This is a genomic window from Desulfuromonas acetexigens (assembly GCF_900111775.1).
Taxonomy (GTDB): domain Bacteria; phylum Desulfobacterota; class Desulfuromonadia; order Desulfuromonadales; family Trichloromonadaceae; genus Trichloromonas; species Trichloromonas acetexigens.
In genome coordinates this window covers 363624-390408 of sequence record NZ_FOJJ01000001.1, presented here as the reverse complement: position 1 = coordinate 390408, position 26785 = coordinate 363624, and the positions used below count along the sequence as shown (strand labels likewise).

24 protein-coding genes and 2 tRNA genes are annotated in these 26785 nt (G+C 59.5%); 13 read left to right on the top strand and 13 right to left on the bottom strand.

Annotated elements, in window-relative coordinates; genetic code table 11:
* Window positions 1-54 precede the first annotated feature (54 nt).
* Window positions 55-1515 carry a nitrogenase molybdenum-iron protein alpha chain gene (nifD, locus tag BQ4888_RS01880; RefSeq protein ID WP_092052903.1) on the bottom strand — a complete coding sequence of 487 codons (1461 nt, stop codon included), beginning with the start codon at window positions 1513-1515 and terminating at the stop codon, window positions 55-57.
* An 81-nt stretch (window positions 1516-1596) separates the two neighbouring features.
* Window positions 1597-2475, bottom strand: coding sequence for a nitrogenase iron protein (gene nifH / locus BQ4888_RS01875; protein WP_092052900.1), 879 nt, complete (start codon window positions 2473-2475; stop codon window positions 1597-1599).
* A gap of 147 nt (window positions 2476-2622) precedes the next feature.
* Between nifH and BQ4888_RS17260 the strand changes: the two genes are divergently transcribed.
* Window positions 2623-2865 (top strand): hypothetical protein, encoded by a 243-nt coding sequence (locus tag BQ4888_RS17260; RefSeq protein ID WP_140396578.1) that lies wholly within the window; start codon window positions 2623-2625, stop codon window positions 2863-2865.
* A gap of 53 nt (window positions 2866-2918) precedes the next feature.
* Here the strand turns inward: BQ4888_RS17260 and draG are convergent, their stop codons facing one another.
* Genes draG through BQ4888_RS01860 form a run of 3 tightly spaced genes read right to left on the bottom strand, consistent with a single transcriptional unit; the run spans window position 2919 to window position 5206 of the window.
* Complete coding sequence (draG, locus tag BQ4888_RS01870) at window positions 2919-3833, bottom strand: ADP-ribosyl-[dinitrogen reductase] hydrolase (protein WP_092052898.1); 915 nt, start codon at window positions 3831-3833, stop codon at window positions 2919-2921.
* 8 nt (window positions 3834-3841) lie between these two features.
* Window positions 3842-4636 (bottom strand): NAD(+)--dinitrogen-reductase ADP-D-ribosyltransferase, encoded by a 795-nt coding sequence (locus tag BQ4888_RS01865; protein WP_092052895.1) that lies wholly within the window; start codon window positions 4634-4636, stop codon window positions 3842-3844.
* Window positions 4637-4642: 6 nt separating this feature from the next.
* Window positions 4643-5206 (bottom strand): ANTAR domain-containing response regulator, encoded by a 564-nt coding sequence (locus BQ4888_RS01860; RefSeq protein WP_092052892.1) that lies wholly within the window; start codon window positions 5204-5206, stop codon window positions 4643-4645.
* Between the two features lie 342 nt (window positions 5207-5548).
* Here BQ4888_RS01860 and BQ4888_RS01855 point away from each other — a divergent pair, with 342 nt between their 5' ends.
* Both BQ4888_RS01855 and mepK read left to right on the top strand, forming a co-directional pair.
* Window positions 5549-5767 carry a GSU3473 family protein gene (locus BQ4888_RS01855; RefSeq protein ID WP_092052890.1) on the top strand — a complete coding sequence of 73 codons (219 nt, stop codon included), beginning with the start codon at window positions 5549-5551 and terminating at the stop codon, window positions 5765-5767.
* 236 nt (window positions 5768-6003) lie between these two features.
* Window positions 6004-6585 (top strand): peptidoglycan L,D-endopeptidase MepK, encoded by a 582-nt coding sequence (mepK, locus tag BQ4888_RS01850; RefSeq protein ID WP_092052887.1) that lies wholly within the window; start codon window positions 6004-6006, stop codon window positions 6583-6585.
* A gap of 70 nt (window positions 6586-6655) precedes the next feature.
* Here mepK and BQ4888_RS01845 read toward each other — a convergent pair whose 3' ends face one another.
* Both BQ4888_RS01845 and glgP read right to left on the bottom strand, forming a co-directional pair.
* Window positions 6656-7246 (bottom strand): class I SAM-dependent methyltransferase, encoded by a 591-nt coding sequence (locus BQ4888_RS01845; protein ID WP_092052884.1) that lies wholly within the window; start codon window positions 7244-7246, stop codon window positions 6656-6658.
* Between the two features lie 5 nt (window positions 7247-7251).
* Window positions 7252-8964 (bottom strand): alpha-glucan family phosphorylase, encoded by a 1713-nt coding sequence (glgP, locus tag BQ4888_RS01840; RefSeq protein WP_092052882.1) that lies wholly within the window; start codon window positions 8962-8964, stop codon window positions 7252-7254.
* A gap of 173 nt (window positions 8965-9137) precedes the next feature.
* Between glgP and BQ4888_RS01835 the strand changes: the two genes are divergently transcribed.
* Both BQ4888_RS01835 and BQ4888_RS01830 read left to right on the top strand, forming a co-directional pair.
* Window positions 9138-9980: an ExeA family protein gene (locus BQ4888_RS01835; protein WP_092052879.1), complete on the top strand. Its 843-nt coding sequence runs from the start codon at window positions 9138-9140 to the stop codon at window positions 9978-9980.
* A gap of 56 nt (window positions 9981-10036) precedes the next feature.
* Window positions 10037-10930 (top strand): hypothetical protein, encoded by an 894-nt coding sequence (locus BQ4888_RS01830; RefSeq protein ID WP_092052876.1) that lies wholly within the window; start codon window positions 10037-10039, stop codon window positions 10928-10930.
* A 1-nt stretch (window position 10931) separates the two neighbouring features.
* Here BQ4888_RS01830 and BQ4888_RS01825 read toward each other — a convergent pair whose 3' ends face one another.
* Both BQ4888_RS01825 and BQ4888_RS01820 read right to left on the bottom strand, forming a co-directional pair.
* Window positions 10932-11789 carry a ChaN family lipoprotein gene (locus tag BQ4888_RS01825; RefSeq protein WP_092052874.1) on the bottom strand — a complete coding sequence of 286 codons (858 nt, stop codon included), beginning with the start codon at window positions 11787-11789 and terminating at the stop codon, window positions 10932-10934.
* A complete protein-coding gene (locus BQ4888_RS01820) occupies window positions 11786-13846 on the bottom strand; it encodes a M1 family metallopeptidase (protein ID WP_092052871.1) in 2061 nt (686 codons plus the stop codon). The genes BQ4888_RS01825 and BQ4888_RS01820 overlap by 4 nt, the downstream gene beginning before the upstream one ends.
* A gap of 209 nt (window positions 13847-14055) precedes the next feature.
* Here BQ4888_RS01820 and BQ4888_RS01815 point away from each other — a divergent pair, with 209 nt between their 5' ends.
* From BQ4888_RS01815 to BQ4888_RS01800, 4 genes are all read left to right on the top strand, one after another.
* Window positions 14056-15360: a TolC family protein gene (locus BQ4888_RS01815; RefSeq protein WP_170232765.1), complete on the top strand. Its 1305-nt coding sequence runs from the start codon at window positions 14056-14058 to the stop codon at window positions 15358-15360.
* A complete protein-coding gene (locus BQ4888_RS01810) occupies window positions 15357-16796 on the top strand; it encodes an efflux RND transporter periplasmic adaptor subunit (RefSeq protein WP_092052866.1) in 1440 nt (479 codons plus the stop codon). The genes BQ4888_RS01815 and BQ4888_RS01810 overlap by 4 nt, the downstream gene beginning before the upstream one ends.
* Before the next feature lie 99 nt (window positions 16797-16895).
* A complete protein-coding gene (locus BQ4888_RS01805; protein WP_092052864.1) occupies window positions 16896-20123 on the top strand; it encodes an efflux RND transporter permease subunit in 3228 nt (1075 codons plus the stop codon).
* Window positions 20124-20172: 49 nt separating this feature from the next.
* A complete protein-coding gene (locus BQ4888_RS01800) occupies window positions 20173-20685 on the top strand; it encodes a hypothetical protein (protein ID WP_092052861.1) in 513 nt (170 codons plus the stop codon).
* Window positions 20686-20757: 72 nt separating this feature from the next.
* Here BQ4888_RS01800 and BQ4888_RS01795 read toward each other — a convergent pair whose 3' ends face one another.
* Entirely contained in the window at window positions 20758-21435 is a 678-nt protein-coding gene (locus BQ4888_RS01795) for a cytochrome c3 family protein (RefSeq protein WP_092052858.1), read from the bottom strand.
* A gap of 112 nt (window positions 21436-21547) precedes the next feature.
* On the opposite strand from BQ4888_RS01795, the gene BQ4888_RS01790 reads away from it, so the two are divergent.
* The 4 genes from BQ4888_RS01790 to BQ4888_RS01775 all read left to right on the top strand — a co-directional run bounded on the left by BQ4888_RS01790 (window position 21548) and on the right by BQ4888_RS01775 (window position 22633).
* A complete protein-coding gene (locus BQ4888_RS01790; RefSeq protein ID WP_092052856.1) occupies window positions 21548-21952 on the top strand; it encodes a PaaI family thioesterase in 405 nt (134 codons plus the stop codon).
* Between the two features lie 127 nt (window positions 21953-22079).
* Window positions 22080-22154, top strand: a tRNA-Gln gene (locus tag BQ4888_RS01785).
* Between the two features lie 36 nt (window positions 22155-22190).
* Window positions 22191-22268, top strand: a tRNA-Glu gene (locus tag BQ4888_RS01780).
* A gap of 59 nt (window positions 22269-22327) precedes the next feature.
* A complete protein-coding gene (locus tag BQ4888_RS01775; protein ID WP_176374237.1) occupies window positions 22328-22633 on the top strand; it encodes a CxxCxxCC domain-containing protein in 306 nt (101 codons plus the stop codon).
* A gap of 50 nt (window positions 22634-22683) precedes the next feature.
* On the opposite strand, the gene BQ4888_RS01770 is transcribed toward BQ4888_RS01775, so the two are convergent.
* From BQ4888_RS01770 to BQ4888_RS01760, 3 genes are all read right to left on the bottom strand, one after another.
* A complete protein-coding gene (locus BQ4888_RS01770) occupies window positions 22684-24075 on the bottom strand; it encodes a TatD family hydrolase (protein WP_092052853.1) in 1392 nt (463 codons plus the stop codon).
* 72 nt (window positions 24076-24147) lie between these two features.
* Window positions 24148-25680 (bottom strand): methionine--tRNA ligase, encoded by a 1533-nt coding sequence (gene metG, locus BQ4888_RS01765; RefSeq protein ID WP_092052850.1) that lies wholly within the window; start codon window positions 25678-25680, stop codon window positions 24148-24150.
* Window positions 25681-25696: 16 nt separating this feature from the next.
* Window positions 25697-26761, bottom strand: coding sequence for a PSP1 domain-containing protein (locus tag BQ4888_RS01760; protein ID WP_092052847.1), 1065 nt, complete (start codon window positions 26759-26761; stop codon window positions 25697-25699).
* Between the last annotated feature and the right edge of the window lie 24 nt (window positions 26762-26785).

Here is a 26785-nt window from a genome sequence, read left to right as displayed (position 1 = left end):
GCGGATTGCATCCGCCCAGGGCGCATATCGGTGCACCTCTACCGTTACATCCACTTAAAACGGACTCTTCACCAGCTTCCAGGTCGGCGAGTTGATCGCCATGTCGATATCGCGGGCGAAGATCTTGAAGCCTTCGTAGCCGTGATAGGGCCCCGAATAGTCCCAGCTGTGCATCTGGCGGAAGGGGATGCCGGCCTTCTGGAAGACGTACTTCTCCTTGATGCCGCTGCCGACCAGGTCGGGCTTGAGTTCCTCGACGAATTTTTCCAGTTCGAACTCGGAGACGTCGTCGTAAATCAAGGTGCCCTTTGCCATCTCCGGCGAGGTGCGATCGTAGTCGTCCTGATGGGCGAACTCGTAGCCGGCGCCGGTGATCTGGATGCCGAGGTCCTCGTAAGCGCCGATGGTGTGCCGGGGGCGCAGGCCGCCGACGAAAAGCATGGCGGTTTTGCCTTCCAGGCGTGGCCGGTATTCATCGAGCACTGCCTGCATGGCCGGCTGGTATTTGGCGATGACCGCTTCCGCCTTCTCCTGGATGGTTTCGTCGAAGCGGGCGGCGATGGCGCGCAGGCTTTCGGCGATCTTGGTCGGGCCGAAGAAGTTGTACTCCAGCCAGGGGATTCCCCACTTTTCTTCCATCACTTTGCACATGTAGTTCATCGAGCGGTAACAGTGGATCAGGTTGAGCTTGACCTGATGGGTGGCACCGATCTTCTCCACCTCGCCGTCGCCGGTCCAGACGCTCTTGACGTTGAGGCCGATCTCTTCGAGGATCGGTTTGGCCGCCCAGACGTCGCCGCCGATGTTGTAGTCGCCGATCAGCGCCACGTCATAAGGCCCGACCGGCTCTTTGAACTCGAACTTGCCGATGATGTGGTCACGGATCGAATCGTTGGAGATGTGATGTCCCAGAGACTGACTGACGCCCCGGAAACCCTCGCAGTTACAGGGAACGACCAACTTGCCGAGTTCGGCCTCCATCTTCTTGGCGACGGCGTTGATATCGTCGCCGATCAGTCCGACGGGACACTCGGAGAGGATCGACAGCCCTTTGTTGAGGGGAAAGAGTTCGTCGGCCTCGCGCAGGAGCACTTCCAGTTTCTTGTCGCCACCGTAGACAATGTCCTTCTCCTGGAAGTCGGAGGTAAAGTCCATGGGAAAAGAAGTTACGCCGGGAATCCCTTGCATCAGGTTGCGCCGCGTCCCCCAGCTGTAGACGCCGCAGCCGATAGGACCGTGAGAAACATGAATCATGTCGCGGATCGGCCCCCAGACCACCCCCTTGGCGCCGGCGTAGGCGCAGCCGCGCTGGCTCATGACGCCGGGTACGACCTTGCGGTTCGACTTGACCGCGCAGCAACTCGCCGTCGGGTCGTTGGCACCAAGGTGGGGTGCCCGTTTTTTCTGGGCCTTCTCCGGCATCTCGGCGAGGGTTTCCGCGATGAGCTTCTCGGTTCTTTCCGTGGTCACGCCCGGGACGGGCTTTCTTTCGTGCTTATCGTCACCTTGGTACATATAAGCTCCTATATCGGTCATTGTTCCGTGATTCCCGTAGGGGCAAGGCATGCCTTGCCCAAGGCGACTCATGCGTCGTCCCTACGCATTTTCCGCCAGGCCGACGACGGTTTCGTCCTCGGCTTCCATGATGCCGAACTCCATGAGTAGCTCTTCGAGTTCCTCCATCTCCAGCGGCGTGGGGACGACGAACATCTTGTTATCGGCGATTTTCTGGGCCAGTTGCCGGTATTCCTCGGCCTGTTTGTGTTCCGGGGAGTACTCGATGACCGTCATGCGCCGTAGCTCGGCGCGCTGCACCTGATTGTCGCGAGGGACGAAGTGGATCATCTGGGTGCCGAGTTTTCGGGCCAGGGCTTCGATGAGATCGGCCTCGCGGTCGGTGTTGCGGCTGTTGCAGATTAACCCGGCCAGGCGGACGCTGCCGGAGGCGGCGTACTTGACGATCCCTTTGCAGATGTTGTTGGCGGCGTACATGGCCATCATTTCGCCGGAGACGACGATGTAGATTTCCTGGGCTTTGTTTTCGCGGATCGGCATGGCGAAGCCGCCGCACACGACGTCGCCGAGGACGTCGTAGAAGACGTAATCGAGGTCGGGGGTGTAGGCGCCTTCTTCTTCGAGAAAGTTGATGGCGGTGATGACCCCACGCCCGGCGCAGCCGACTCCTGGCTCGGGGCCGCCCGACTCGACGCACATGATGTCGCCGTAACCACGCTTCATGACATCTTCCAATTCCAGGTCTTCAACGGTGCCGAGCTCGCGAACCTTGTCCATGACCGTGGCCTGGGCCTTGGCATGGAGGATCAGGCGAGTCGAGTCGGCCTTGGGGTCGCAGCCGATGATCAGCACTTTCTTGCCGAGGGAGGCGAGACCGGCCACGGTGTTCTGGGTGGTGGTCGATTTGCCGATGCCGCCTTTGCCGTAAATCGCGATCTGCCGAAGTTTTTTCTCTGCCATGGGTTGATTCCTTTCGTTCGCGGATTGAATGGTTGCGATCAGCCTGTCGGCGCCTTCGGATCGACCACCGGTGGTCGTTTGCCAAGGAACTCCGTCCAATGCCCCGCAAGTCCTTTTGACGTAAAACGCCCCATCCGGACCGTCCGGATGGGGCGTCATCGCCCGGGCGCGGCCGCCATGGCCACGCAAAAAATCCCTTTGATGAAAAAACGCCCAGAAGAAAAATCCCCCGGGCGCCTTTGCCTGTGTGACTTGAGCACTGCGTTGTGCCCTTTGATCAACTCTAAAGCAGAGACCGTGCCAATTTGTTTTATCGATAAAATACAGCAACTTGAAGATTTTTATGTTTTTTTAATCATTTTTTTGGAAGACGATTTGCCTATTAATTGAACACCGCCTGCCCGGTCCCCGTGCAGAGTTTTCTGAAGGAGCCTGTGCACCGATCAATCCGTCTTCGCTGAACACCACCAGGGGGATAGTTCGATCAAGGTTTCAGCGGCCGTTTCAACTTCCCGCCGTATCGCTCCATCAAGCTTGCGAACCCAGCTTTCAGGAATCGATTGCCGACCGTAATGGGCGCCGGCGAGCATGCCGGCGATGGCGCCGGTGGTGTCGGCGTCGCCGCCTTGATTGACCACGGCGATCAGACATTCTTCGAAGGTAGAGGTGGTGAAAAAGTGGTGGAAGACGGTGCGCAGGGTGTCGACCACGTACCCCGAAGCCTGGCCGTTATAACGGTTAAAGCGGAAATTGGGGTGATTCCGGATCAATTCACGGGTGATTTCATGCAGCGCCACGGTGTCGGCGCCGAACAACGCTCGATGTAACATCTGCCCAATACAGAGGCAGGCGCTGTCGGAAAGGGGATGATGATGGGTGAGGCGGGCCTGTTCAAGGGCACAGCGCCGCAGCAGCTGGTCGTCTCCCAGGGTGAACAGGGCGACCGGCGCCATGCGCATAACCGCGCCGTTGCCGGCGTCCCATTCGTTGCAGGGAGTTTCGAGGACGCCGTTGAGCAGGTAGTTGCGGATACCCTTGCGACAGGTGGAACCGATATCGATCGGTTTGCCCTTCATCCAGGCGACGAAGTTATCGGCGATGCCGGTGAGATCCCAACCCTTCGCGGTGATAAGAGCGCGAGCGATACATAGGGACATTTCCGTGTCGTCGGTCACCTGCCCCGGCTTCAGTCCGAGCCAGCCGCCGCCGCGGATCTTGCGATGGACGCCGTATTGGGCCTGGATTTCCCTCGGGGTCATGAACTCGGTGGTTGCGCCCAGGGCATCACCGACGGCCAGGCCAAGAAAGGCCCCCTTGGCCCGCTCACAAACCTCTTCACGCCATGCCGAGATAGTCATTTTTGCTTTCAGCCGCCGGTTAAAACCTGGACTTCATACTCGCCGCCGATAACCAGCAGTTCCCCTTCGCCATGCAACAGTGAGGTCGGCAGCAGATTTCCGAGAAAGGCGATCTTCACCAGTGGCACTTCGGCGCGCAGAACCTTGTTGCCGAATTCCCAGGCCCGTTCGAAGTCGTCGGTGAAGGAGTTGAGGTTGTTGAGCCGCAGCAGATAGCAGTGTCGGCCGAGTTCTTTGAGGATCAGGTGTTCGTCCAAATCGTTGATGCCGCGATAGAGGGTGAAGTGGGTCCGTTCCGGGTGACACCGGGCCAGCTCATACTGGACGAATTCGAAGAGAACATCGAGTTGGCTGTTGATAGCGCTGGTGCGAGCCGAGCCCTGCATGCGGTCGACCAGATAACGGAAGTAGGCCTCGCCGTGGATATCCCTAATCGTCTCGCGATGAAAGGTCGGCGGCAGGCCGAAACGGCTTTCCACCCAGCCCTTGAAGACCGCGCCTTCCCGGGAGTTGGCGTCGAACATCCAGCCGCGCAGAAAACGCAGATAACTGTTCTTCAGGCTTTTGCGCGCCGAAGCCGTGGTCTCTCCGGCCCACTGATGGAGCTGGAAGGTCACATCCATGTAGTCGTGGAAATAGACGCCGCGCTCAGCGGCATCGTCGAGTCCGTCCAGATGTTCGAAGAGCCGGCGGTTGGCTTGCCGCACCCCCTGAATCTCCAGCCGTTGCGGATGGTGATTGAAATGGCGCGAGGCGATGGCCCAGGGGGGCAGGTTGCAGAGATTGAAGGAAGCGGAGAGCATCGCCGCTCAGTCTTCCATCAGCAGAATGGCTTCGGCGACTTCCCGCAGGGTTTTACGCTTATCCATGGATAGTTTTTGCATGCGCCGGTAAGCTTCGGGTTCGGACATCCCCTGCCGGATCAGCAGACCTTTGGCTCGTTCGATCAGCTTGCGCGCCTCGAGACTTTCCGTGAGCCGCGCCACTTCCTTCCGTAGTCCGGCGATCTCCTCAAAATGCTGCAAGGTCAGCCTGATGCCGGCAATCATCTGGGCCGCCGAAAAAGGTTTAAGCACCAGATCCAAAACCCCCGCCGCCCGGGTACGATCGAAATCGATCGGGGTGTGCGCTTCCGCCAGAAGAATGATGGGAATCGGATGCCGTTTGCTTATTTTTTCAGCGACAGTGATGCCATCCCAGGCAGGTAGCGCAGCATCGAGGATGATCAGTTGCGGCTTCCGCACCAAGGCGAGGTCGACCGCCCGGGGACCGTCTTCGCTTTCGAGGATGTCGTCAAATCCCTGGTTTTTCAATATTTCTGATAAGTTATGGCGGAGCTGGGGGTGCTCGTCGGCGATCAGGGCAAGATTCATTAACAGGCTCCTCCAAGTTGGGAATGGGTGGGCAGGGTGCCCGCGAACTGTCCTTTTTGCATAAGGAGTGCCGGGATCAGAAGGTGAGGGGAAGAAGGTGAGGGGAAGAAGGTGAGGGGAAGAAGGTGAGGGGAAGAAGGTGAGGGGAAGAAGGTGAGGGGAAGAAGGTGAGGGGAAGAAGGAAAACGCCGTCCTCTTTCGAAATGACGGGAGGCATGCAATCATAATTGTCGAAAGCAGTCAGCTTTAGCCTTTATCAAAAAAATCGCTCGATGCATTAAAAAGGCTTTCCGGGTTGCGGATTTGTGCTATAAAATTAAGAAAATTTCGGGAGGTCACGCCATGATGATCCGGGTCGTCTATCACGATGGTCGCTATGACATGGTTAAACGCTGGGCGTTTGAAACCCTGCTGGCTCAACGTAAAATCCAGGGGTTTCGCCGTTCCAGTGGCTGGGTGCGGATCGATCGGGATCCCCTACGCGGTTCTCGTCAGACCCTCGACTATCAGGGAGAAGATCGTCGGGTTCCAGTCGAGCATCCGGCGGTTATGGAGATGTGAACGCTCCCGGTTAATAGAAGCATGTTCCCGCTGCGGGGGAAGAATTCCTTCCCCCGCCGTTTTTTAATCCTGCTTTTTTTCTTCCTTCCGTCAGACAATAATCTCGGTAAGTTACGGCGTTACCACATTTTCGGGTCGTTTTTGGGGTTGCCAGGGGTGTCCGGGCTTTGTTATAACTGCTCAGTCTCGACTGGAGGCATGCTCCAAAAACTACCGAAAAGAGAGATATTTTGCCGATGTCCGATGTCCTGTTGCCTGGGTCTCCAAACAACAGTATTTCGCGCCGCACTTTGTTAAAATCTGGTTTGATCCTCCTGGCCGGCGCGGCGCTACCCACCGAGGCCCTGGCCCGATTGGCCCAAAAATCCCTGCCCGAACGTTCCCTTTCCTTTTACAACACCCACACCGGCGAACAACTCAAGCGCGTGGTTTATTGGTCGAACGGTCGCTACGTTCCCGAACATCTGCGGCAGATCAATCGTATTCTGCGCGACCACCGCACCGATGAGATCCGCAAGATCGACGTCGAGCTCTTGGACATGCTCTTTTCCGTGCAGAATCGTCTCCAGGTCCGGGAACCGCTGCATATCATCTCCGGCTACCGTTCCCAGCAGAGCAACGCCCAGTTGCGTAAGAAGTCGAAGGGGGTGGCCAAGAAGAGTCTGCATACCAAGGGGCAGGCCATCGATTTCCGCATCCCCGGACGGGATCTGCGCGATGTGCGCAAGGTCGCCCTGGCGATGAAGCAGGGGGGCGTCGGTTTCTATCCCGGTTCCGAATTTGTCCACATCGACACCGGACCTTTTCGCACCTGGTAGACTTTCTCCATCACCAAAACACTCAAGCCCGCGCCGAACGCCGACGCGGGCTTTTTTGTTCCCGATGATTTCACGGGTGCCGGGCGACAATTCCGGCGAGGCTCCCCCCTTTGCTCGACGGTTCCAGCCCTTCCTCGTGCAGCAGGATGTCCCAGCCCTGGAAAATGGTTGGCAGTTCCCCCGGCGCGAGGACGAACTCGGGGTGGCGGGGTTGGCCGGGAAAGTTTCCGGCAGAACTGAAGGTGCGCACCACCAGCGTCCCGCCGGGGCGCAGACACGCCATCAGCGCTGCGAAGAGGGGACGATGCAGATAGAAAAAGTCGATGACCAGATCAAAGGTCGCATGGGGCAGGTCGGGGGCCGCTTCCAGATCGAGGCGCTGGGTCGTGATCGCCAGGCCCCGTTCTTTGGCAGCGGCGCGTAATTGGAGGAGTCCTTCTCTGGAATGATCGACGGCGGTCACTCGGTACCCCCGCTCGGCCAAATAAAGGCTGTTGCGCCCCCGGCCGCAGGCAACATCCAGCGCCTCACCAACCGGAAGCAGAGGGAGAATCCTGACCAGCCAGGGATCGGGCGTGGATGTCTCGCCGTTTTTCTCTCGCCAACGGGTGTTCCAGTCGACCGGCGTGGTGGCGTTATGGTTGGGATCGGAAGGGTTCATAGGTTTCAGCGAATGTAGGCCTCGGTCACGTAGCGGCGCATCATGACATGGGTGTTGAAGTAATAAGCATTCTTGCCGATGGCGTTTTTCATGACCCGGATCCAGCCCGGACGATTTTCATAATAGAGGGGGAGGATGACCTTTTCCAGCTTGGTGTAGAGATCTGCCACATCCTCGGCTCCGTGGTTTTCCGTGACCGAAGTTTCCGTGGCGGCCGGGCCGATGGACCAGCCGGTGACCCCCTCGATGTGCCCTTCGATCCACCAGCCGTCGAGAACGCTGAAATTGGGGACGCCGTTGAGTGCCGCTTTCATGCCGCTGGTCCCCGAGGCTTCGAGGGGGCGGATTGGGGTGTTGAGCCAGAGATCGACCCCGGGGATAAGCTGGGAGGCGACCTCCATATTGTAATTGGGCAGATAGACGACCTCGATCTTGCCGCGCAACTGTTCGCCGTCTTGGATAATGTGCTCGATCATGCGTTTGCCCGGCTCGTCCTGGGGATGGGCCTTTCCGCCGAAAACCAGTTGGAGCTTGCCGCCGGCGATGCGCACCAGTCGCTCCAGATCGGTGAAGATCATATCCCCCCGTTTGTAGGTGGCCGAGCGGCGGGCGAAGCCGATAGTCAGCAACTCGGGATCGAGGCGGCGGCCGGTCGTTTCCTCGATGTACTGAAAAAGAAAGGCCTTGGCGCCGCAATGGGCGTCCCAGATCTCCTCGTCGGGAATATTGTCGACCCGCACCAGCAGTTCCGGTTCGTGCGCCCAACTCGGAATATATTTGTTGAACAGATTGACGAAAAAGGGGGAAGCCCAGGTGAAGGCGTGAATGCCATTGGTGATGGCGTGAATCTCGAAGCCGGGAAAGAGATTCTGCGAAATCTGGCCGTGTTTTTTCGCCACACCGTTGACGTAGCTGCTCAGGTTGAGGGCGAGCATGGTCATGTTGAGCTCGTCCGCCCCGGCCAACTCTTTCAGTAGCCCCATCGGCACCGGTTCCCCCAGCACCCGCCTTGCCAGATCGTAGGGAAAACGGTCATGTCCGGCCGCGACCGGGGTGTGGGTGGTGAAGACGCACTGTTCGATGACCCGATGGGTGTCCCAGGCGGCACGCTCGTCCCAGGTGCTTTCCAGGGGATGACGGGAGCGGTCGAGCAGTTCCAGGGTCAGGAAGGCGGCGTGCCCCTCGTTCATGTGATACTTCTTGATGGAGAAGCCAAGGGCGTCGAGGATGCGGGCGCCGCCGATGCCGAGGACGATTTCCTGCTTGAGCCGATAGGTGAGGTCGCCGCCGTAGAGATCGTCGGTGATGTGGCGGTCGGATTCGACGTTGCCGGGGATGTCGGTATCGAGAAAAAGTACCGGAACGACGCCGCCGGTGGGGCTTTTGACCCGATAGAGCCAGGCCTGCACCTTGACGTCGCGGTCTTCGATGGTCACCAGGGTCTTCGCCGGCAAAAGTTCCATGACCGCGCCGGGATCCCAGATCACCGGAGACTCATGCTGACGGCCGGATTCGTCGAGGCTCTGGCGGAAATAGCCGTGGCGGCTGACCAGGGTTACCGCTACCAGCGGCAGCTTCAGATCGGCGGCACTCTTGATGGTGTCGCCGGCGAGCACGCCGAGGCCGCCGCTATAGGTCGGGATTTCGGCGGAGAGGCCGATTTCCATGGAAAAATAGGCGATACGTGGTTCCTGGGTGAAACGTTTCCATGTGTGCATGAATCCTCCTGGGACAGCTGGACGACGGCCTTATAATCCTAGCAAAAAATGGCGCTGCCGCCAGAGTTTCCCCATACTTCCGTAACGAGTTTGATCTTGAAAAAGCGCCTCTCCTGTGGGAGAGTTCACGGGCAGGCCACGTTCACCCCGGTCCCGGAGCTGCGTACCGATTCATGTATCTGGATTTTTACGGCTTTCAGGAAAAACCCTTCACCCTTACGCCGAATCCCCGCTTCGTCTATCTGAGCCGGAATCATCGGGAAGTTCTTGCCCACCTGCTCTACGGCATTGAGGACGGCTGCGGTTTTATCGCCATCACCGGCGAGGTCGGCACCGGCAAGACCACGGTGCTGCGGGCGCTCCTCGAAGATCTGGACAACGACCGCTACCGTCTGGCTTTCATCTTCAATCCCAGCGTCAGTGCTCTCGATCTGCTGCGGGCGATTCAGCGGGAATTCGCCATCGAAGGGCCGGTCGCCGAAGCCGGCGATCTGCTCCATCTGCTCAACGAATTTCTGCTGCGCCAGCGTCGGGAAGGGCGCACGGTGGTGCTGGTCATCGACGAGGCCCAGCATCTTGACCCGGCGGTACTGGAACAAATTCGCCTTCTTTCCAATCTTGAAACCCAGACCGACAAGCTGATCCAGATCGTTCTCGTTGGTCAGCCTGAACTCGGCGCGCTGCTCAAACGGCGGAACATGCGCCAGCTCAATCAGCGCATCAGCGTGCGCTATCACCTCGGCACCATGGATTTGAAGGATACTTGCGAATATGTGCGCCATCGCCTGCGCGTCGCCGGTGGTGACGAAGAGATTTTCACCCCTGCCGCCCTCAGAAAAATCCATCGCTATTCCGGCGGATTGCCGCGATTGATCAACCTGGCCTGCGGTCGGGCACTGCTCTTGGGTTATGCCCGGGAAGAGCGGGTGATCACGGCGAAGATGGCGGCGCTCGCCATCCGTGAACTAAGCGAGCCGGGGCGGTGTTGGTGGCGGCGGTTGCGTTTCTGGAGATAGGGTAAGGCGACGTTTTACGGTGGCTTTTCAGGAAATTTTGATCAGGGATAGAAGCGATGAGTTCGATTCTGAAGGCGTTGAAAAAACTCGAAAACGAACGGCAGCAACCGCCGATTGGACAGACTCCTCTGTCACGGGAGGTTTTTGAAGGAATTTCTCGGGCGGACGTGACCAACCGCTCCCGTGCACCGTTGTTGCTCACCCTGATCGCTCTTTTGCTTGTCGGGGGCGGTTTGGGGGCCTGGCTGCTGCGGCAACCCCCGTCGACGGAGCAACGCATCGTCGCGCAAGGGCAAAAGTCGCTTTCGGCGTCCCCCGGATCAGAAGTCCCTTTGCCCAGCTTTTTCACCCCCATCGTTGCGGTGAAAACGGTCGAAGGGCCCGTCGTTCCGCTTTCCGCGAACGTCGCTGTATCGGAACCGGTGACTCTGCCCGAGGAGGTTTCCGTACCGGTCGCCGAGGCCTCAAAGCCTGCCGTGGTAGAGCCGTCGGCCCCAAGTCGGCCCAAGAAGCTGGTTGCGAAAGTCGTGACGACGACCAAAGTCCCTGCCGTCGCGTCGCCAAAGGAGACGGTTTCTTCAGCGGAAATCTCCCCTTCGAAGATTCCTGCCGCCGCAGCCGTGCCCAGGACAAAACCGGCGAGACCGGCCGTCGCCTCAGTTTCGTCCAAAAGTCCCGTCCGCGCCACCTCGATCCCGGTGGCCGTCGCCTCGCGCACGCCGGGCTGGGCCATGCCCGGTGCTGAGAAAGCCGTTCCTCCGGAATTGCGGGTCAGTGAAATCCACTACAAACCCGTCGCCCAGGAGCGTCTGGCGGTCGTCAACGATCTACCGGTGCTCGAAGGGGTGGATATCGACGGTGCCCGGGTTGATCGCATCTTCAAGGATCGCATCCGCTTCGTTTTCAACGGCCGCTATCTTGAAGTAAAGGTCGCGGCGCCTACACCCTGATTCAATAACCCCGTTCCCAGCTCCCTTCCCCTTCGTCCAACCACAGGTAGTCGGCATCTTCCACTCTAGCCGTGCGGCGGTCCAGTCGTCCCGGCATTTCCGGAAGGATGACCCGGTAATTCAACCCACTTTCCGTCAGGCGGCTGGGAATGCCGTATTTCCAGCTGTGCCCGCTCCCCGCCAGCACCACCATTTTTCGTTCCGGATACTCCCGCCGGTAGTCCGTCAGGTTGCGGGCCATCACAACATCCCAGAGCAGTTGCGCCTCGCAGAAATAAAGAAAGGTGGTGCCCATGCCGCCGTGGCCACCCATCGATTGGCGGATGAACTGCATGTAGTCGGGATCAACGACGCAGGGGATCGGTCCGAGGGCCTCCCGAGCTTCCTCGGGCAGGGAAGCCAGACCCTGGCTTGCCACCTGCTTGGTCAGTTCCCGGGAGGTGTTCAGTCCGATCAGGGGAATCCCTGCGTCCCGAGCGCTGGTAAAGATCTCCCGGTAAAGGGGCCACATGCTCCAGTTTTCCTTGTAAATAGGCAGAAATGCCGCCTCGTCCAACTCCCCGGCGCTCCAGCGATTCAGTTCGTGCTGCTGATCGGCGCGAAACATTTCCAGGCCCACGGCGATATCGAGCCCCGCCTCATGCAGGGCGCGAATCACTTCCAGTTGCGCCCGATGATGGCCGGCATGATTGTGCAGTTCGCCGATCAGAACCACCTCGGAGGTCTTGAGATCGTCGAGCATTTCCTCGAAGGCGATCACCTTCCGGTCGGCGAGACGCAGCAGATGGGGGTGGGCGAAGGCTTGTCCGGAAAAGCTCAGAAGAACTATTAGAAAAAGAACAAAATGTCTTGTTTTCATTTGCTATTCTCCAGATTGAAGAGATATCGCATGGGGTTTGATAACGGTGGGGAGACCCCCTTGACGCGGTTTTCGCCGGCGACAAAGGCAAGATAGCCGTACTTGCCGTAATGGGGGATTTTCCGCGCCGCCACGCGGGTGCCCTCGGCTTCGGCGGGAAGAAAGAGGGCGCAGGCTTTATCGCCCACCAAAGGATGGGGGAGGGCGACGAAAAGATCCGTCTCCGTGCGGGCGAAGCTCTGTCCGTCGAGGATGAGTCGACTTTCTTCGATCAGCGGTTCTCCCGGCCAACGGGGCCGGATCTCGGCACGTTTCGGCAGCCCGATGAAGAGCAGGTCATGCCGTCGCAGCAGCTCCGGATCGGCCTCTGTCTCGGTGATGATTTTTCCGCGCTCCTGGCGCAGGGCGCCAAGCAGGCTCAGCGCCGCCGTGCGCAGTTCCGGCGTAAGCCCTGCGGCGACGATCACCAGCAGATTGTTGGCGCCGCGGATACCGTTGACCAGCGGCGGAATCTCCTCTGGCGCGATGCGGCGAAAGAGATCCGCCTCGGGATCGATCTCCATGGAGCGGGGCGGCCAGGGGAGATCGATGCTGAAGGAGGTTTCCGCCTCGGTGGCGAGAATCACCCTCTCCTCGACGGCGTTTTCCCCGGTGAAACGGATCGGTATCGCCAGCCGGTAGGGCTTGCCCCGCTGCCGCAGGCTGCCGCTTACCCGCCAACTTCCATCCCGCTCTTCCCGGCGGATGTCTCCCCAACCCAGAACCGGCGCGTCGCTACGTTCCAGCCACTGTCGGAAAAAATCTTCCAGATCTCGACCCGACGTACCTTCGAAGGCGAGGCGCAGGTCGTCCCAGTCGGCGCCGGTGTGCATCCGCTCCGCCGCGAGCGTCCGCAGTCCCCCCCAGAACGCCTTCTCGCCGATTTCCTTGCGCAACATGTGAAAGAGCATCGCGGCTTTGCCGTAGCCGATGGCCTGGCTCGCCTTGCTCTCCCGCCGGGTGAAATCCCCGAGGGGGAAATCCTCGGCGTCGTCAACCAGGGTCGCGTAGTCGCGCAGGATATTGCGTCGGTACTCTCTGGCGGCATCCGAGGATTCCCGTTCCTTGTAGAGGTGGTCGGCAACGTAGGTGGTCAACCCTTCCGCCCAGTTGCCCCGGCTGCGGTCGACGGCGACGCCCGAACCCCACCAACTGTGGGCGATTTCGTGGCCGAGGCTGGTCTCGACGATGAAGGGGAGGCGGATGACGCTGCCGCCAAGCAGGGTCCAACCGGGAAAGCCGTAGCCGGTGGGGAAGAAGTTCTCGACCACGGCATATTTTTCAAAGGGATAGGGGCCGAAAATTTCCTGATAGAGTTCCAGGTAGCGGCGAACCGCCGCAAGATAGGTCGCGGCCAGTTCCTGATTGCGGGGATGGAAATAGCCTTCGATGAGGAGGTCGCCAAAGGGTTCGCTGCTGACCACATAAGGTCCGGCGGCGAGGGCCAGGGCGCGATGTGGATAGTCGGTGCGCCAGGTGGTGATGGAACTCTCGGCCGTTTCCTCGCTATTCATGCGTGTGCCCGAGGTTACCGCCAAATAGCCCCTTGGCGTTTCGACCCGCACCTGGTATCGGGCCGGATGTTCCAGCCACAGGGGATACCAGGCGCCGGAGAGAAAGGCGCCCCGGGTCGTGATGCTGGCGGTGACGCCGTAGCTCGGATCTTCGTCGTGGGCGGGATTACTCGGCGGATGGTCGGAAAAAACCGCCCGGTAATCGATGCGGATCTCGGCGGGAGGGGGGGCGGGAAGATCGATGACTAGCATTTCCCCGGAACGTTTCGCGGGCAGGGGACGCCCGTCGGCGGATGCGCCGAGAAGATCGCACTGGGGCGCCAGGCGCAATAATAAGGGGTCGTCCGCGCCCTCCGGCAGCGCCAGGCGTATGGAACCGTCGAGCCGGGAGCGCTCGGGATCGAGACGGATATCCAGCACATGAAGGAGTGTTTCGGCGCGGAGGGGGAGGGCCGAGACGAGGAGCGCGCAAGCCGAGATGAGGGTGAGAAGAAGGGTTTTCATGTTTTCATTATTAACCGGAGACGATCAATTGCAACTTTTTTACTCCATTTTTTGTCGTCGAATATTCCCCTTGCTGCTGTTGAATATTCGCCAATCTATTTCTTAAGTTTTTTTCTGATAAACTCAACATGCCGTTTTATAGATGGATTTTCGTTCGGCACGAAATGTGATTAATGAGTTCCGTAAACCACCTGACACGGAGACTGGTTATGTTTCTGGAACATTTTCGCTGGTTGCTTGTTTTTGGGTTGCTGGCAACTTCAATCCCTCCGGCTCGTTCTTTCGCGACCGATGCCGATCCTCTGACGGCGCTGATCGCGGAGGCCCTGGCCAACAATCCCGAAGTCCATGCCTCCCAGGCGCGCTGGGATCTCTTCGAAAGCCGCATCGCCCAAGCTGGAGCCTTGGAAGACCCGATGCTGATGCTGCGCATCGACAACGGCTTGCTACGCGATCCCCTGAGTTTCGACCGGGACAGCGCCACCGCCAAGGTCATCGGCATCAGCCAGGCTTTGCCCTTTTACGGTAAACGGGAGTTGCGCCGACAGAGTGCCGAACTCGACGTACAAAGTTCCCATTTGGATACAGAGGAACGCAAGCTGAATCTGCGGCGCATGGTGAGCGAGACCTGGTACCGGCTGTTTCTGGTGGATAGGTCGTTGGCACTGCTCGATGAGAGTATCGCTACCCTCGACGATCTCAACCGTTTCGCCGAAACCCTCTACGGGGTCGGTCAGGGGGGGCAGCAGGATGTTCTGCTGGGGCAGGTCCGACGCTCGAAAATGGAGGATGAGCGGCTGGAGCTGCGTCGGCAACGCCGGTCGCTGGCGGCCACCTTGAACATTCTTTTGAATCGGGAAGCGGATAACGAGCTGCCGTCCGTGATCGAGGTAACTTTAAAACCGGTGGTTCTTGGGCTGGTCGAACTGGAGAGTCTGGCGGAAAAACATCAACCGCAACTGCGGGGACTGACGCTTCAGGAGGAAAAATCCGAAGTGGGGCGAAAACTGGCGGAAAAGGAATTCTATCCCGATGTGACCGTCGCCCTGGAATACATGCAGCGCGACCCTTCCGAAATGGACAAGGAAGGTTACGACATGTATTCGGCGGGATTGACCTTCAATCTGCCGGTCTTCAGGGAGCGGCGGCGGGCGATGCTGGCCGAGGCCGAGGCGGAAGGCCGGATGGCCCGACAGGAACGGGCGATGATCCAAAACCAGATTCGCCTGACCCTGGCCGACGCCCTGGCGCGCCTGGAGCGTCTGGAAAAAAGAGCCGAACTCTATAGCGCCGGGCTGATCCCCCAGGCCGAGCAATCTCTCGAAGCCTCTCTGGCCGCCTATCGTGCCGGACGGGCCGAATACATGACGGTGCTCGACAGTCAGATGAGCCTGTTCGAATACAATCGGGACTATTTCGAGGCGATCACCGAACACCAGATGCAGCGAGCTCTGATCGAGGAGGCCGTCGGCACGGTTCTCCCTGACGTAACTACCGACAAGGAACAGCCATGAAACATTCTGGACTGATCTCAAAATTTTTGATTCTGATCGCCCTGCTGGCGGCCTTGGGCGGCGGCTATTATTGGGGGAGCTTTCGCCACATCGGCCATGACGACCATGCCGGCGAGGGCACAGAGGCCAAGACTCAATACACCTGCGGTATGCACCCCTTCATCATTCAGGACGAGCCGGGCCTCTGCCCGATCTGCAACATGCAGCTGACTCCGCTCAAGGGCGGTGCGGCGGCGGGGACGGCGCCGGCCGAACGGCAGGTCAAGCACTGGGTCTCGCCCATGGACCCGACCTATGTGCGCGACACACCGGGGCAGGATGCCATGGGCCACGATCTGGTGCCGGTCTACGAGGGGGGCACGGCGGGGAGTGTTCAGATCGATCCCATAACCACCCAGAACATGGGGGTTCGTACCGAAACAGTGCGCCGGGCCGCCTTGGCCCGGACCGTCCGTACCGTCGGCCTGGTCGCCTTCGATGAACCCCGGCAGTATTCCATCAACAGCAAGAGCGACGGCTGGGTCGAACGGCTGCATGTCAATCAGGAAGGGCAGCCGGTAAAAAAAGGGCAGCCGCTCATGGAAATCTACAGCCCGGAACTGGTGGCGGCTCAGCAGGAATATCTTCTGGCCTTGCGCGGTTATCAGCGCCTCGCCGACAGCAGCCTGCCGCAGGTCGCCGACAATGCCCGACGGTTGCTGGAGGCCTCTCGTACCCGCCTCCGTTATTGGGACATCAGCGAAAAGCAGATTACTGCCCTGGAGCAGAGCGGCGAAGTTCGCAAGACCCTGACCCTCTACAGCCCCCAGGGGGGGGTGGTGACGATGAAGAAGGTGCTTGAAGGGATGCGGGTGATGGCCGGCGAAGAGTTGTTGCAGATCGCCGATCTCTCCCGGGTCTGGGTCAACGCCGACATCTACGAGTATGAACTCCCCTGGGTCAAGGTCGGGCAAACCGCCCGAGTGGAGCTGCCTTTCGCTCCCGATCAGGTTTTGAGCGGGAAAATCACCTACATTTATCCCTTTGTTCAGAACGAAACCCGGACCGTCAAGGCGCGCATCGAGTTCCCCAATCCGGGGCTCGCCCTCAAGCCGGAGATGTACGCCAACGTGCTCATCGACACGGCGGCCGTCGCCGACGCCCTGGCCGTTCCCGAGAACGCGGTGCTCAAGTCGGGCAAGGGGCAAACGGTCTTCGTCGCCCTGGGCGACGGGAAATTCGAACCCCGAGCCGTCGTGACCGGCGTGACCAATGACGAAGGGCTGGTGCAGATTCTCTCCGGTCTCAAGGACGGGGAACAGGTGGTGACCTCGGCCCAGTTCATGCTCGATTCGGAAAGCAAGCTGCGCGAGGCGATCGAGAAGATGCTGGCGCCGAAGGCTGAGATGCCGGCAGCTGCGGAAGCCAAGGATAATCTGGACGATCTGTTCAATTAACCGTGTCCCGTGAGGAGTGAGGTGTGAGGCGGATTTAACCAGGATCTGGTTTTCCCCTTCACTCCTTACGCCTCACCCCTCACCGTACAAGGTTCCGATATGCTCGAAAAAATCATCGACTGGTCGATGCACAATAAATTCATGGTGATTCTGGCGACGGTCTTTCTCATCGTCTTCGGCCTCTATTCCCTGAAAAACATCCCCATCGACGCCATCCCCGACCTCTCCGACGTGCAGGTGATCGTCTTTACCGAATACCCGGGGCAGGCACCGCAGGTGGTGGAGGATCAGGTCACCTATCCCCTGACCACCCAGATGCTGGCAGTGCCCGGCGCCAAGGTGGTGCGCGGCTACTCCTTCTTCGGCTACTCCTTCGTCTACATCATCTTCGAGGACGGCACCGACATCTACTGGGCTCGTTCCCGGGTGCTGGAATATCTCAATTATGTGTCCGGGCGGCTCCCCCAAGGGGTCACGCCGACCCTCGGTCCCGACGCCACCGGGGTCGGCTGGGTTTTCGAATACGCCCTGGTCAGCGACCGTCACAACCTGCAGGAGCTGCGGGCCATCCAGGACTGGTTTCTGCGCTACGAGCTGACTTCCGTGGAGGGCGTGGCCGAAGTCGCCAGCCTCGGCGGTTTCGTCAAGCAGTATCAGGTGGCGGTCGATCCGAACCGGCTGCTGGCCTACGGCATGTCCCTGCCGATGGTCGAAATGGCGATCAAGAACAGCAATCTCGATGTCGGCGGCGGCGCCATCGAAATGGCCGAGACCGAGTTCGTGGTGCGCAGTCGCGGCTATATCCAGTCGCTGGATGATTTGAAGCAGGTGGTGGTGGGAACCAACCAGCGCGGCACCCCGGTGCTGCTGCGGGATATCGCCGACGTGCGCCTGGGGCCGGAGATGCGCCGGGGGATCGCCGAACTCAACGGGGAAGGGGAGACGGTCGGCGGTATCATCGTCATGCGCTTCGGCGAAAATGCCCTGAAGACCATCGACAACGTCAAGCGCAAGCTGCAGGAGCTCAAGGCGGGGCTGCCGGAAGGGGTCGAGATCGTCCCCGTCTACGACCGCTCCGGGCTGATTCTGCGCGCCACCTCCAACTTGCAGGAGAAGCTGCTGGAGGAGAGCATCGTCGTCGCCCTGGTGATCATCCTCTTCCTCTTTCATCTGCCGAGCGCGGCGGTGGTGGTGCTGGCGCTGCCGGTGGCGATCCTCATGTCCTTCATCATCATGTACGCCCAGGGGATCAACGTCAACATCATGAGCCTGGGGGGGATCGCCATCGCCATCGGCACCATGGTCGACTCGGCCATCATCATGGTCGAAAATGCCCACAAGCACCTGGAAAATTACCGGGGCAAGCGCCCGCGCTCGGAAATCATCGCCCAAGCGGCCAAGGAGGTCGGGCCGACCATCTTCTTCGCGCTGCTGGTGATCACCGTCTCCTTCGCTCCGGTCTTCACCCTGCAAGAGCAGGCCGGACGCATGTTCAAGCCGCTGGCTTTCACCAAAACCTACGCCATGGCCGCCGCCGCCATCCTCTCGATCACCCTGGTGCCAGTGCTGATGGCCTGGTTCATTCGCGGTAAGATCCATTCGGAAGAGCGCAATCCTATCAACCGACTGCTGATTCGCCTCTATCATCCCCTGGTCGATGGGGTGTTGCGCTGGCGCAAGACGACGCTGCTGGTGGCGGTGCTGCTGGTCCTCTCCATTGCCTATCCCCTCTCCAAGATGGGGACCGAATTCATGCCGCCTCTGTACGAGGGGGATCTGCTCTACATGCCGACCACCCTGCCAGGGCTGTCGGTGACCAAGGCCAAGGAGGTGCTGCAGCAGACCGACCGCATCATCCGCCAGTTTCCCGAGGTGCATCACGTCTTCGGCAAGATCGGCCGGGCCGAAACCGCCACCGATCCGGCGCCGATGATGATGATCGAAACGACGATCATGCTCAAACCGGAAGAGGAGTGGCGGCAGGTGCCCACCCACCGTTTTTACAGCGGTTGGCCCGAGTGGAGCGAGTTCCTCAAGGTTCCCCTGCGCTGGGCCTGGCCCGAGATGGCGCGTATCTCTCCCGAGCAACTCATCGACGAGCTCAACGCCGCCATCCAGTTCCCGGGGCTGACCAATGCCTGGACCATGCCGATCAAGACCCGCATCGACATGCTCTCCACCGGCATCAAGACCCCGGTTGGCATCAAGGTCATGGGGCCGGATCTGGAAGTGCTCGGCCGCCTCGGTGAGGAGATCGAGGCCCTGGTGCGGCCCCTGCCGGGGACCCTTTCGGCCATCGCCGAGCGCTCGGTGGGCGGCTCCTACCTCGATCTGGAAATCGACCGCCTCGCCGCCGCCCGCTACGGCATTCAGGTCGGCGATATCCAGTCCGTCATTCAGGCGGCCCTCGGCGGCATGACCGTGACCGAGACCGTCGAGGGGCTGGAGCGCTATCCGGTGAGCCTGCGCTACGACCGGGATTTCCGCAGCGACCTCCCGGCGCTTAAGCGGGTGCTGGTGGCGGCCCCGAACGGCGCTCAGATTCCCCTGGAACAGCTGGTGACCTTCAGCATCTGCAACGATTCGGACAGCATCAAGAGCGAGAACGCCCGGCGTACCGCCTGGGTCTACGTCGACATCAAGGGGATCGACGTCGGTACTTACGTCAAAACCGCGCAGAAGACCGTGGCCGAGCACATCAAGCTCCCCTCCGGCTACAACATCGTCTGGAGCGGCCAGTACGAGTACATCGAGTCGACCCGCGCCCGGCTGCTGCTGATCGTTCCCCTGACCCTGGTGATCATCTTCGTTATCATCTATCTGAGCACCCGCTCGGCGGTGAAAACGGCCATCGTCTTTCTAGCCGTTCCCTTCTCCCTGGTTGGGGCCTTCTGGTTGCTCTATCTGCTCGATTACAATATGTCCATCGGCGTCTGGGTCGGACTCATCGCCCTGGCTGGACTCGATGCCGAAACCGGGGTGGTGATGCTGCTCTACCTCGATCTCGCCCACAAACGTCGAACGGAAGAGGGGCGGATGCTGACCCGCGGCGATCTGGTCCAAGCGGTGCATCAGGGTGCGGTCAAACGTATCCGGCCCAAGGTCATGACGGTGGTGACGATCATCGTCGGCCTGTTCCCCATCATGTGGAGCACCGGCGCCGGGGCCGACGTCATGAAGCGCATCGCCGCGCCGATGGTCGGCGGCTCCATCACGTCTCTGGCGCTGGAGTTGCTGGTGTACCCGGTAATCTTCTATATCTGGAAAGGCAGGCAACTCGATCCGTCGATGCTACCGAGCGGAGAGGTGCCGTTACAGGAACATTAACAACCGAATCCGGGCATAGGCCCGGTAAATTCATCAAGGAGATGACATCATGAAAAAACAATGGATTTATTTGCTGGTCGGGACTTTGCTTGGGACCGCACCGTTTACTTCGGCGGCAATGGATGAGCACAAAGGGCATGGCCTTAAAACCGAGACCGAGAAGGAAGCGCATGCCGGACATGCTCAGAAAAGCCATTCCGGCATGGAAATGGACGGCGAGACCATCATGCTCGGCGAGCAGGTGGTGGAGGAGGTCGAGGCGATGGCCCACCTCAAGGATGTCAAGGCGGCCATGGCCAAGGTCGGGATGGACCATACCCATCATCTGATGGTGGAATTCTATCGGGTTTCCGATGGAGAGCCGATGGAACAGGGACTGGCGGCGGTCAAAATCATCGATCCCGCCGGCAAGGAAAGTGGCGCACTCACTCTGGTTGGGATGGACGGTCATTTCGGCGCCGACCTGACCCTAGCCGAAAAGGGGGAATATCTCTTCAAAATCGGGACAAAATTGGCCGACGGGAAGAAACGTCAGTATGAGTACAAATTCAGCATGAAATGACCGAAGCCGAAATAAAAAGGGGGAGCCACTTGCCGGCTCCCCCTTCGGTTTTACGCTGAATTTTGGATCGAATTACTTAACGTGGCACTCGGAACACTTGGTGGGGCCGGCGCCTTTTTCCTGATGACAGCCTTTGCAGGCGGCGTGGGCGGCATCTTTGCCCATGTCGAGGGCGCCGGGCTCGCCTTCACCGTGGCAGAGGGCGCAATCAAAGGCTTCGGAGTGAACCGTGTGATTGAAGGTGACCTTGCCGTAGGTGTTCTCGATGACGACGCTGTCGCCGGAAGCGGCTTCGGCAACGGCAGTGGCGGTTTCGGCAACGGCCTGGGTCGCTTCAGCGGCTTTTTCCTCGACGGCGCCGGCGACTTCGGCAGCCTTCTCCTCGGTGGCAGCTACCGCGCCGGCAACGGCGGCAACGGCGGCGGCGACAACTTCTTTACCGGCCTCGGTGGTCTCGGCGGCTTTTTCCTCAACCTGAGCGGCGACTTCGCCAGCCTTTTCCGTGGCAGCCTGAACGGCACTTTCCGTGGCCGCGGCAGCTTCTACGGCTTTCTCTTCAACCTGGGCAGCCACATCTGCGGCCTTCTCTTCTACCTTTGCACCGGCTTCGGCAACTTTTTCAGTGACGGCTGCGGCACTGGTTTCAGCGGCTTTCTCGGGTGCCGGCGCTTGAGCTTCCTCTTTTTTGCTGCAGGCGACCAGCGACAATGATGCAACCAACAAAACGATAAGCAGGGCTGTTCTTTTCATCTACTCTCTCCTTTTTTGCATTGTTAAGGTTGATTTGCAATGGTAGGCATTCTACCATTAAATTTTTTTTGGACAACCGTTTCTTGTCTCCAACTCAGGAGGACCGAGTCTTATGGAAGTTTTATCGGATGACCAATGCTTTGTATGCGGACCCGCCAACCCCCAGGGATTGCATGCCGATTTTGTCGTGGATAAAGAAGGACGCCGCGCCCATTGCGTGATCCGTATCCCCAGCCAATTTCAGGGGTGGCAGGGGCTGGTCCATGGTGGAATTCTCGCGACCCTGCTCGATGAAGCAGGCGTATACGCGTGCCGCGCAACCGGCGAGCATTTTGTCACAGCGGAACTGACAGTCAAGTATAAATTGCCTGTTCCCGTTGAGACCGAACTCCTTGTTTTCGCCGAAGTGGTTGAACAAAAAAAGAAAATTCACTTTGTGCAGGCCCGTGTCGAAGCCGATGGAAAACTTCTTGCTGAATCTTCTTCGCGGATTTTTGCGATTACACCCAAGGGATGAATATCTCTGACCGGAAGCATTGAGAGTTTGCCGTGCAGTCGTTTCGACCGAGGATGATAATTTCGAAATAGGGTGGTATTTTTTCTTGACTGTATAGGGCTTCTCTGTTAAAAACAGCTTCCGTTCTTGGGGTGTAGCCAAGCGGTAAGGCAACGGACTCTGACTCCGTCATCCCTAGGTTCGAATCCTAGCACCCCAGCCAAGGATATTTAAGCGGTTACCGCTCGAAACAATTTACGCGCTCATCGTCTAGCCTGGCCTAGGACACCGGCCTTTCACGCCGGCGACAGGGGTTCGAATCCCCTTGGGCGTACCACCCTGGGGGTGGAGCTTGCTAAAAGCTCCACCTCTATTTTTTTATCGAAGGAGTATCGATTGGCCGTCGAGGAAACGGAATGGGATGCGCGTTGCCGCCGATGCGGTCGCTGCTGTTTCGAGAAGATCGACTACGAAGGGGTGATCTATTACACCGACACCCCCTGCGAGAAGCTTGATCTCAAGACCCACCTCTGCACTGTCTATCCCGACCGCGCCTTGGCCCGACCCGGATGCACCCCGCTGACGCCGGAGATCGTCAAACTCGGCGTTCTCCCCGCCGACTGCCCTTATGTGGCAGACTTACCGGATTACAAGGCGCCCAAGCTTTTCGGCGAAGGCGAATTGCCCGATTCAGAAGATTAAATAGGTACAGATGGAAAAGGCCGGATCGCTCGATCCGGCCTTAAGTCGTTTTATCCTACCTCGTTGTATTCCCTTTCGCGAAAATTCACTCCCAATTCCTTGGCGACAGCCCGGCAGGCGGCGACATCGATCCCCGGCAGCGTCACCGCCGTGGCGATGACCTCGGGGATGTGCGCCGGCGCCCGTCGCAGGAAATCCTTGACCCCCTCGTAGGCCTGTTCCCCATAGGGGGAACGGCAGATGCGCTGATAGGTCTCGCCGTCGGCGGCATTGAGGGAAACGGAGAGGGTATCGACCAGCCCGGCGAGTTCCGGCAGGATGTCGCGTCCATGGACCAGGTTCGCCTGGCCGTCGCTATTGATGCGCACTTTAACTCCCCGCTGGTGGAGCCAGGTAGCGACCTCTTTGACCAGTTCGATGCGCAGCAGGGGCTCGCCGTAACCGCAGAAAACCACCTCCTTGTATCGGGTCGGATCGCCGATGGCCCGGATCACTTCGGTGAAATCGGGTTCGTGGTCGAGCTTCAGCGCATGCCCCTTGACCACGAATTCCTTGAACTTGGCGCAGAAGGTACAGGCGTTGGAGCAGCGGTTGGTGAGATTGAGGTACAAAGAGTCGCGGATGCGGTAGGCGATCTTGCCGCTCTGGTCAATTTCGCCGATGCCGAAAAGCGTGCAGGCGTTGCGGCTGGTGATGCGAGCGACATCCTCAAGGGTCAGGCCTTTGATCTCGGCGATCATCGCCGCCGTCTGGCGGACATGGGCCGGTTCGTTGCGCTTGCCGCGAAAGGGCAGGGGGGCAAGATAGGGGCAATCGGTTTCGACCAGCAGATGATCGATCGGGACAGCGCGTACCACCTCACGGGTGGCATCATTTTTGGGATAAGTGATGGTCCCGGGAAAGGAAAGATAGAAACCGAGATCGAGGCAGGCGCGAGCCATCTCTTTATCGCCGCTGAAACAGTGCAGCACGCCGCCAACCTCGGCGGCTTTTTCCTCACGCAGAATTTGTAAAACCTCGTCGTGGGCATCCCGGTCGTGGACGATGATCGGCTTTTTCACCTGCCGGGCCAGGGCGATCTGACGGCGGAAGGCGAGGCGCTGCACATCCCGGGGGGCACGATCACGATAGAAATCGAGCCCGATCTCGCCGACGGCGACGATCTTTTCCGATTGTTCCAGCAATTTCGTCAGTTGGACGATTCCGGCCTCATCCGCTTGCGGCGCATCATGGGGATGAATGCCGACGGCGGCGTGAATGTTGGGGTAGGTTTCAGCGAGGCGGACATTGGCTGCGGAACTTTCCAGGTCGCAGCCGACGCTGAGGATGTGGGAAATTCCCTGATCAAAAGCGCGCTCAATGACTGCTTGTCGGTCTTCGTCGAACTGGCCGTGATCGAGATGGGCATGGGTGTCGATCAACAGGGGGAGGGACTCTTGCATGGTTCTTCTCCAAAAAAGCAATGGGGCGCGGCGCGCCCCATTGTGGATAAAACAATTGCTGAAACGGGAATTTTATTCCGTTTCGATGCGCGGGAAGAGGGGAGCGGCTTTGGCGACCTGGATTCCCGGCGGTAATTGCCCCCAGCGGTCGTTACCGTCAAGTTGCAGTTCTTTTGTCGGAACTCCCAGGGTTTGCAGAATCGACGCGCCGGTTTCCGGCATGAAGGGCGCGACCAGCAGGGCGATGATCCGCGTGCCTTCGAGCAGGTTGTACATAACCGTCGCCAGGCGGGGGCGCAGGCTCTCCTCCTTGGCCAGGGCCCAGGGGGCGGTCTCGTCGATGTATTTGTTGGCGGCGCCGACCAGTTCCCAGATGGCCTGGAGCGCCTTGTTGAACGCCAGCTCATCCATCAGTTCGTCGACCTTGGTGATGGCAGCGGGAAATCGTTGAATAAAGGCTTCATCGAGCGCCTCGTTGGCCGCCGCGGCCGGGAGGGTTCCGCCGAAATATTTGCCGAGCATGGCGGTCGAGCGGCTGACCAGGTTGCCGAGGTCATTGGCCAGATCGGAGTTGATGCGATGAACCAGGGCAGCGTGGGAGAAATCGCCATCGAGGCCGAAGGGGACTTCGCGCAGCAGGAAGTAGCGGATGGCGTCGACCCCGTATTTGTCGATGAGCATGTTCGGCTCGACGACGTTGCGCAGGCTTTTGCTCATCTTCTGCCCCTCCACCGTCCACCAGCCGTGGGCAAAGACCTTTTTCGGCAGAGGGAGCCCGGCGGCGAGGAGGAAGGTCGGCCAGTAGACGGTATGGAAACGCAGGATGTCCTTGCCGATGACATGGGCATCGACTGGCCAGAACTTGGCGAAATTACCATCGACGTCATCGGGAAAGCCGAGGGCGGTGATGTAGTTGGTCAGGGCATCGAACCAAACGTAGATGACGTGACGCTCATTACCCGGCACCGGAATCCCCCAGGAGAAGGTGGTGCGGGAGATGGAAAGGTCGCGTAATCCTTCTTTGAGGAAACTGATAATTTCGTTGCGCCGGCCCCGAGGCTGGATGAAATCAGGATTAGCTTCGATATGAGCGAGCAGCGCCTCCTGGTATTTGCTCATGCGGAAGAAGTAGGACTCTTCCTTGAGTTTTTCCGTGGGACGGCCGCAATCGGGGCAGGCGCCGTTGATCAGCTGAGTTTCGGTCCAGAAGGTTTCGCAGGGGGTGCAGTACCAGTCTTCGTATTCGCCGAGAAAGATATCTCCCTTCGCCTCGATGCGCCGAAAGAGTTCAGAAACCCCTTTCTTATGGCGCTCCTGGGTGGTGCGGATGAAGTCGGTGTGGGAAATGTTCAGCTTTTCCCACAGCGCCTGAAAGCGCTTGACCACACGGTCGGCCAGTTCCAGCGGGGTCTCGCCGGCGGCGATGGCGGCTTTTTCCACCTTCTGCCCATGCTCGTCGGTGCCGGTGAGAAAAAAGACTTCATAGCCGCGGGCCCGCTTATAGCGGGCGAGGACATCGCAAGCCAGGGTGGTGTAAGCGTGCCCAATATGGGGAACATCGTTTACATAATAGATGGGCGTGGTGATATAAAAACGTCTATCCATGGGTGTTCTCCTTGGCTTATTTGCGACGGGGGCGGCGGCGACTGCGACTCCGCTTGCGGCTGGTCTTGGCGGCTTCTTCGCCTTCGGACGGCGGTTCCGGGGCTTTGACCTCGACCGGTGGGGCCGGTTTCGCCGGTTTCGCCGGTTTGGTCGGCGGGACGGGCGGGCTTGGCGGCGCGGCGGGGGACTGGGAGCGGCCTTCGCCCCGTCCCGGCTTGCCCCGTCCCCCCGACGATGGCCGGTTGCGGCGTGGGGCTTCCTCGCCCATGGCCGGGGTCGGCCCCTTTCCTTCTTCGATCTGCTCGGAGGTTACGGCGACGCTGCGGCCGTCTTCAAGGCGTACTTGCACCTTTTGCCGCAGAACGTCCTGATTCACCACCTCACCCTTGATCCCGTCAAGCTGTACCTTGCGACCGCACTTGGGCAGACATTTTTTGAGACTGCAGTAGGTTTCGAATTCGTAGCTCAGGCAGCAGAGCAGGCGTCCGCACTGGCCGGAAATCTTGGTCGGGTTGAGCGCCAGCCCCTGTTCCTTGGCCATGCGCACGGAAACCGGAGTGAATTCGGTGAGGAAGGTGCAACAGCAGAGTTCCCGCCCGCAAATGCCGATGCCGCCGATCAACTTGGCTTCGTCGCGCACGCCGATCTGACGCATCTCGATGCGGGTATGGAAATAATGGGCCAGATCCTTGACCAGCTCGCGAAAGTCGACGCGGCCATCGGCGGTGAAATAGAAGATGATCTTCGAGCCGTCGAAGAGGTACTCGGCCCGCACCAGCTTCATCTCCATGTTGCGTTTGTGGATGCGATCCTGGCAGTAGAGGTAAGCCTCCCGTTCCCGCTCGACATTGGCCTGGGCCATGGCCAGATCTTCGTCGGTGGCGATCCGGACGACACTTTTGAGATCAGCGGGAAGCTGGTCCTCCGCTCGTTCTTCCGGTGGGACCACGACCGTGGCCAGCGCCCGACCGCGGTCGGTTTCGACCACGACCCGATCACCCTTGGCCAGTTCGAAATCAAGGGGGTTGAAGAAATAATGTTTTCCGGCATCGCGGAATTTCAGGGAAACGATTTTCGGCATGTTATCGGCGAACCTTCCGGTTGA

Bases quoted from the DNA above. Each gene is read 5' to 3' on its own strand.
- nifD (WP_092052903.1), bottom strand. From the start codon at position 1,515: ATGTACCAAGGTGACGATAAGCACGAAAGAAAGCCCGTCCCGGGCGTG.
- nifH (WP_092052900.1), bottom strand. From the start codon at position 2,475: ATGGCAGAGAAAAAACTTCGGCAGATCGCGATTTACGGCAAAGGCGGC.
- BQ4888_RS17260 (WP_140396578.1), top strand. From the start codon at position 2,623: ATGGGGCGTCATCGCCCGGGCGCGGCCGCCATGGCCACGCAAAAAATC.
- draG (WP_092052898.1), bottom strand. From the start codon at position 3,833: ATGACTATCTCGGCATGGCGTGAAGAGGTTTGTGAGCGGGCCAAGGGG.
- BQ4888_RS01865 (WP_092052895.1), bottom strand. From the start codon at position 4,636: ATGCTCTCCGCTTCCTTCAATCTCTGCAACCTGCCCCCCTGGGCCATC.
- BQ4888_RS01860 (WP_092052892.1), bottom strand. From the start codon at position 5,206: ATGAATCTTGCCCTGATCGCCGACGAGCACCCCCAGCTCCGCCATAAC.
- BQ4888_RS01855 (WP_092052890.1), top strand. From the start codon at position 5,549: ATGATGATCCGGGTCGTCTATCACGATGGTCGCTATGACATGGTTAAA.
- mepK (WP_092052887.1), top strand. From the start codon at position 6,004: ATGTCCGATGTCCTGTTGCCTGGGTCTCCAAACAACAGTATTTCGCGC.
- BQ4888_RS01845 (WP_092052884.1), bottom strand. From the start codon at position 7,246: ATGAACCCTTCCGATCCCAACCATAACGCCACCACGCCGGTCGACTGG.
- glgP (WP_092052882.1), bottom strand. From the start codon at position 8,964: ATGCACACATGGAAACGTTTCACCCAGGAACCACGTATCGCCTATTTT.
- BQ4888_RS01835 (WP_092052879.1), top strand. From the start codon at position 9,138: ATGTATCTGGATTTTTACGGCTTTCAGGAAAAACCCTTCACCCTTACG.
- BQ4888_RS01830 (WP_092052876.1), top strand. From the start codon at position 10,037: ATGAGTTCGATTCTGAAGGCGTTGAAAAAACTCGAAAACGAACGGCAG.
- BQ4888_RS01825 (WP_092052874.1), bottom strand. From the start codon at position 11,789: ATGAAAACAAGACATTTTGTTCTTTTTCTAATAGTTCTTCTGAGCTTT.
- BQ4888_RS01820 (WP_092052871.1), bottom strand. From the start codon at position 13,846: ATGAAAACCCTTCTTCTCACCCTCATCTCGGCTTGCGCGCTCCTCGTC.
- BQ4888_RS01815 (WP_170232765.1), top strand. From the start codon at position 14,056: ATGTTTCTGGAACATTTTCGCTGGTTGCTTGTTTTTGGGTTGCTGGCA.
- BQ4888_RS01810 (WP_092052866.1), top strand. From the start codon at position 15,357: ATGAAACATTCTGGACTGATCTCAAAATTTTTGATTCTGATCGCCCTG.
- BQ4888_RS01805 (WP_092052864.1), top strand. From the start codon at position 16,896: ATGCTCGAAAAAATCATCGACTGGTCGATGCACAATAAATTCATGGTG.
- BQ4888_RS01800 (WP_092052861.1), top strand. From the start codon at position 20,173: ATGAAAAAACAATGGATTTATTTGCTGGTCGGGACTTTGCTTGGGACC.
- BQ4888_RS01795 (WP_092052858.1), bottom strand. From the start codon at position 21,435: ATGAAAAGAACAGCCCTGCTTATCGTTTTGTTGGTTGCATCATTGTCG.
- BQ4888_RS01790 (WP_092052856.1), top strand. From the start codon at position 21,548: ATGGAAGTTTTATCGGATGACCAATGCTTTGTATGCGGACCCGCCAAC.
- BQ4888_RS01770 (WP_092052853.1), bottom strand. From the start codon at position 24,075: ATGCAAGAGTCCCTCCCCCTGTTGATCGACACCCATGCCCATCTCGAT.
- metG (WP_092052850.1), bottom strand. From the start codon at position 25,680: ATGGATAGACGTTTTTATATCACCACGCCCATCTATTATGTAAACGAT.
- BQ4888_RS01760 (WP_092052847.1), bottom strand. From the start codon at position 26,761: ATGCCGAAAATCGTTTCCCTGAAATTCCGCGATGCCGGAAAACATTAT.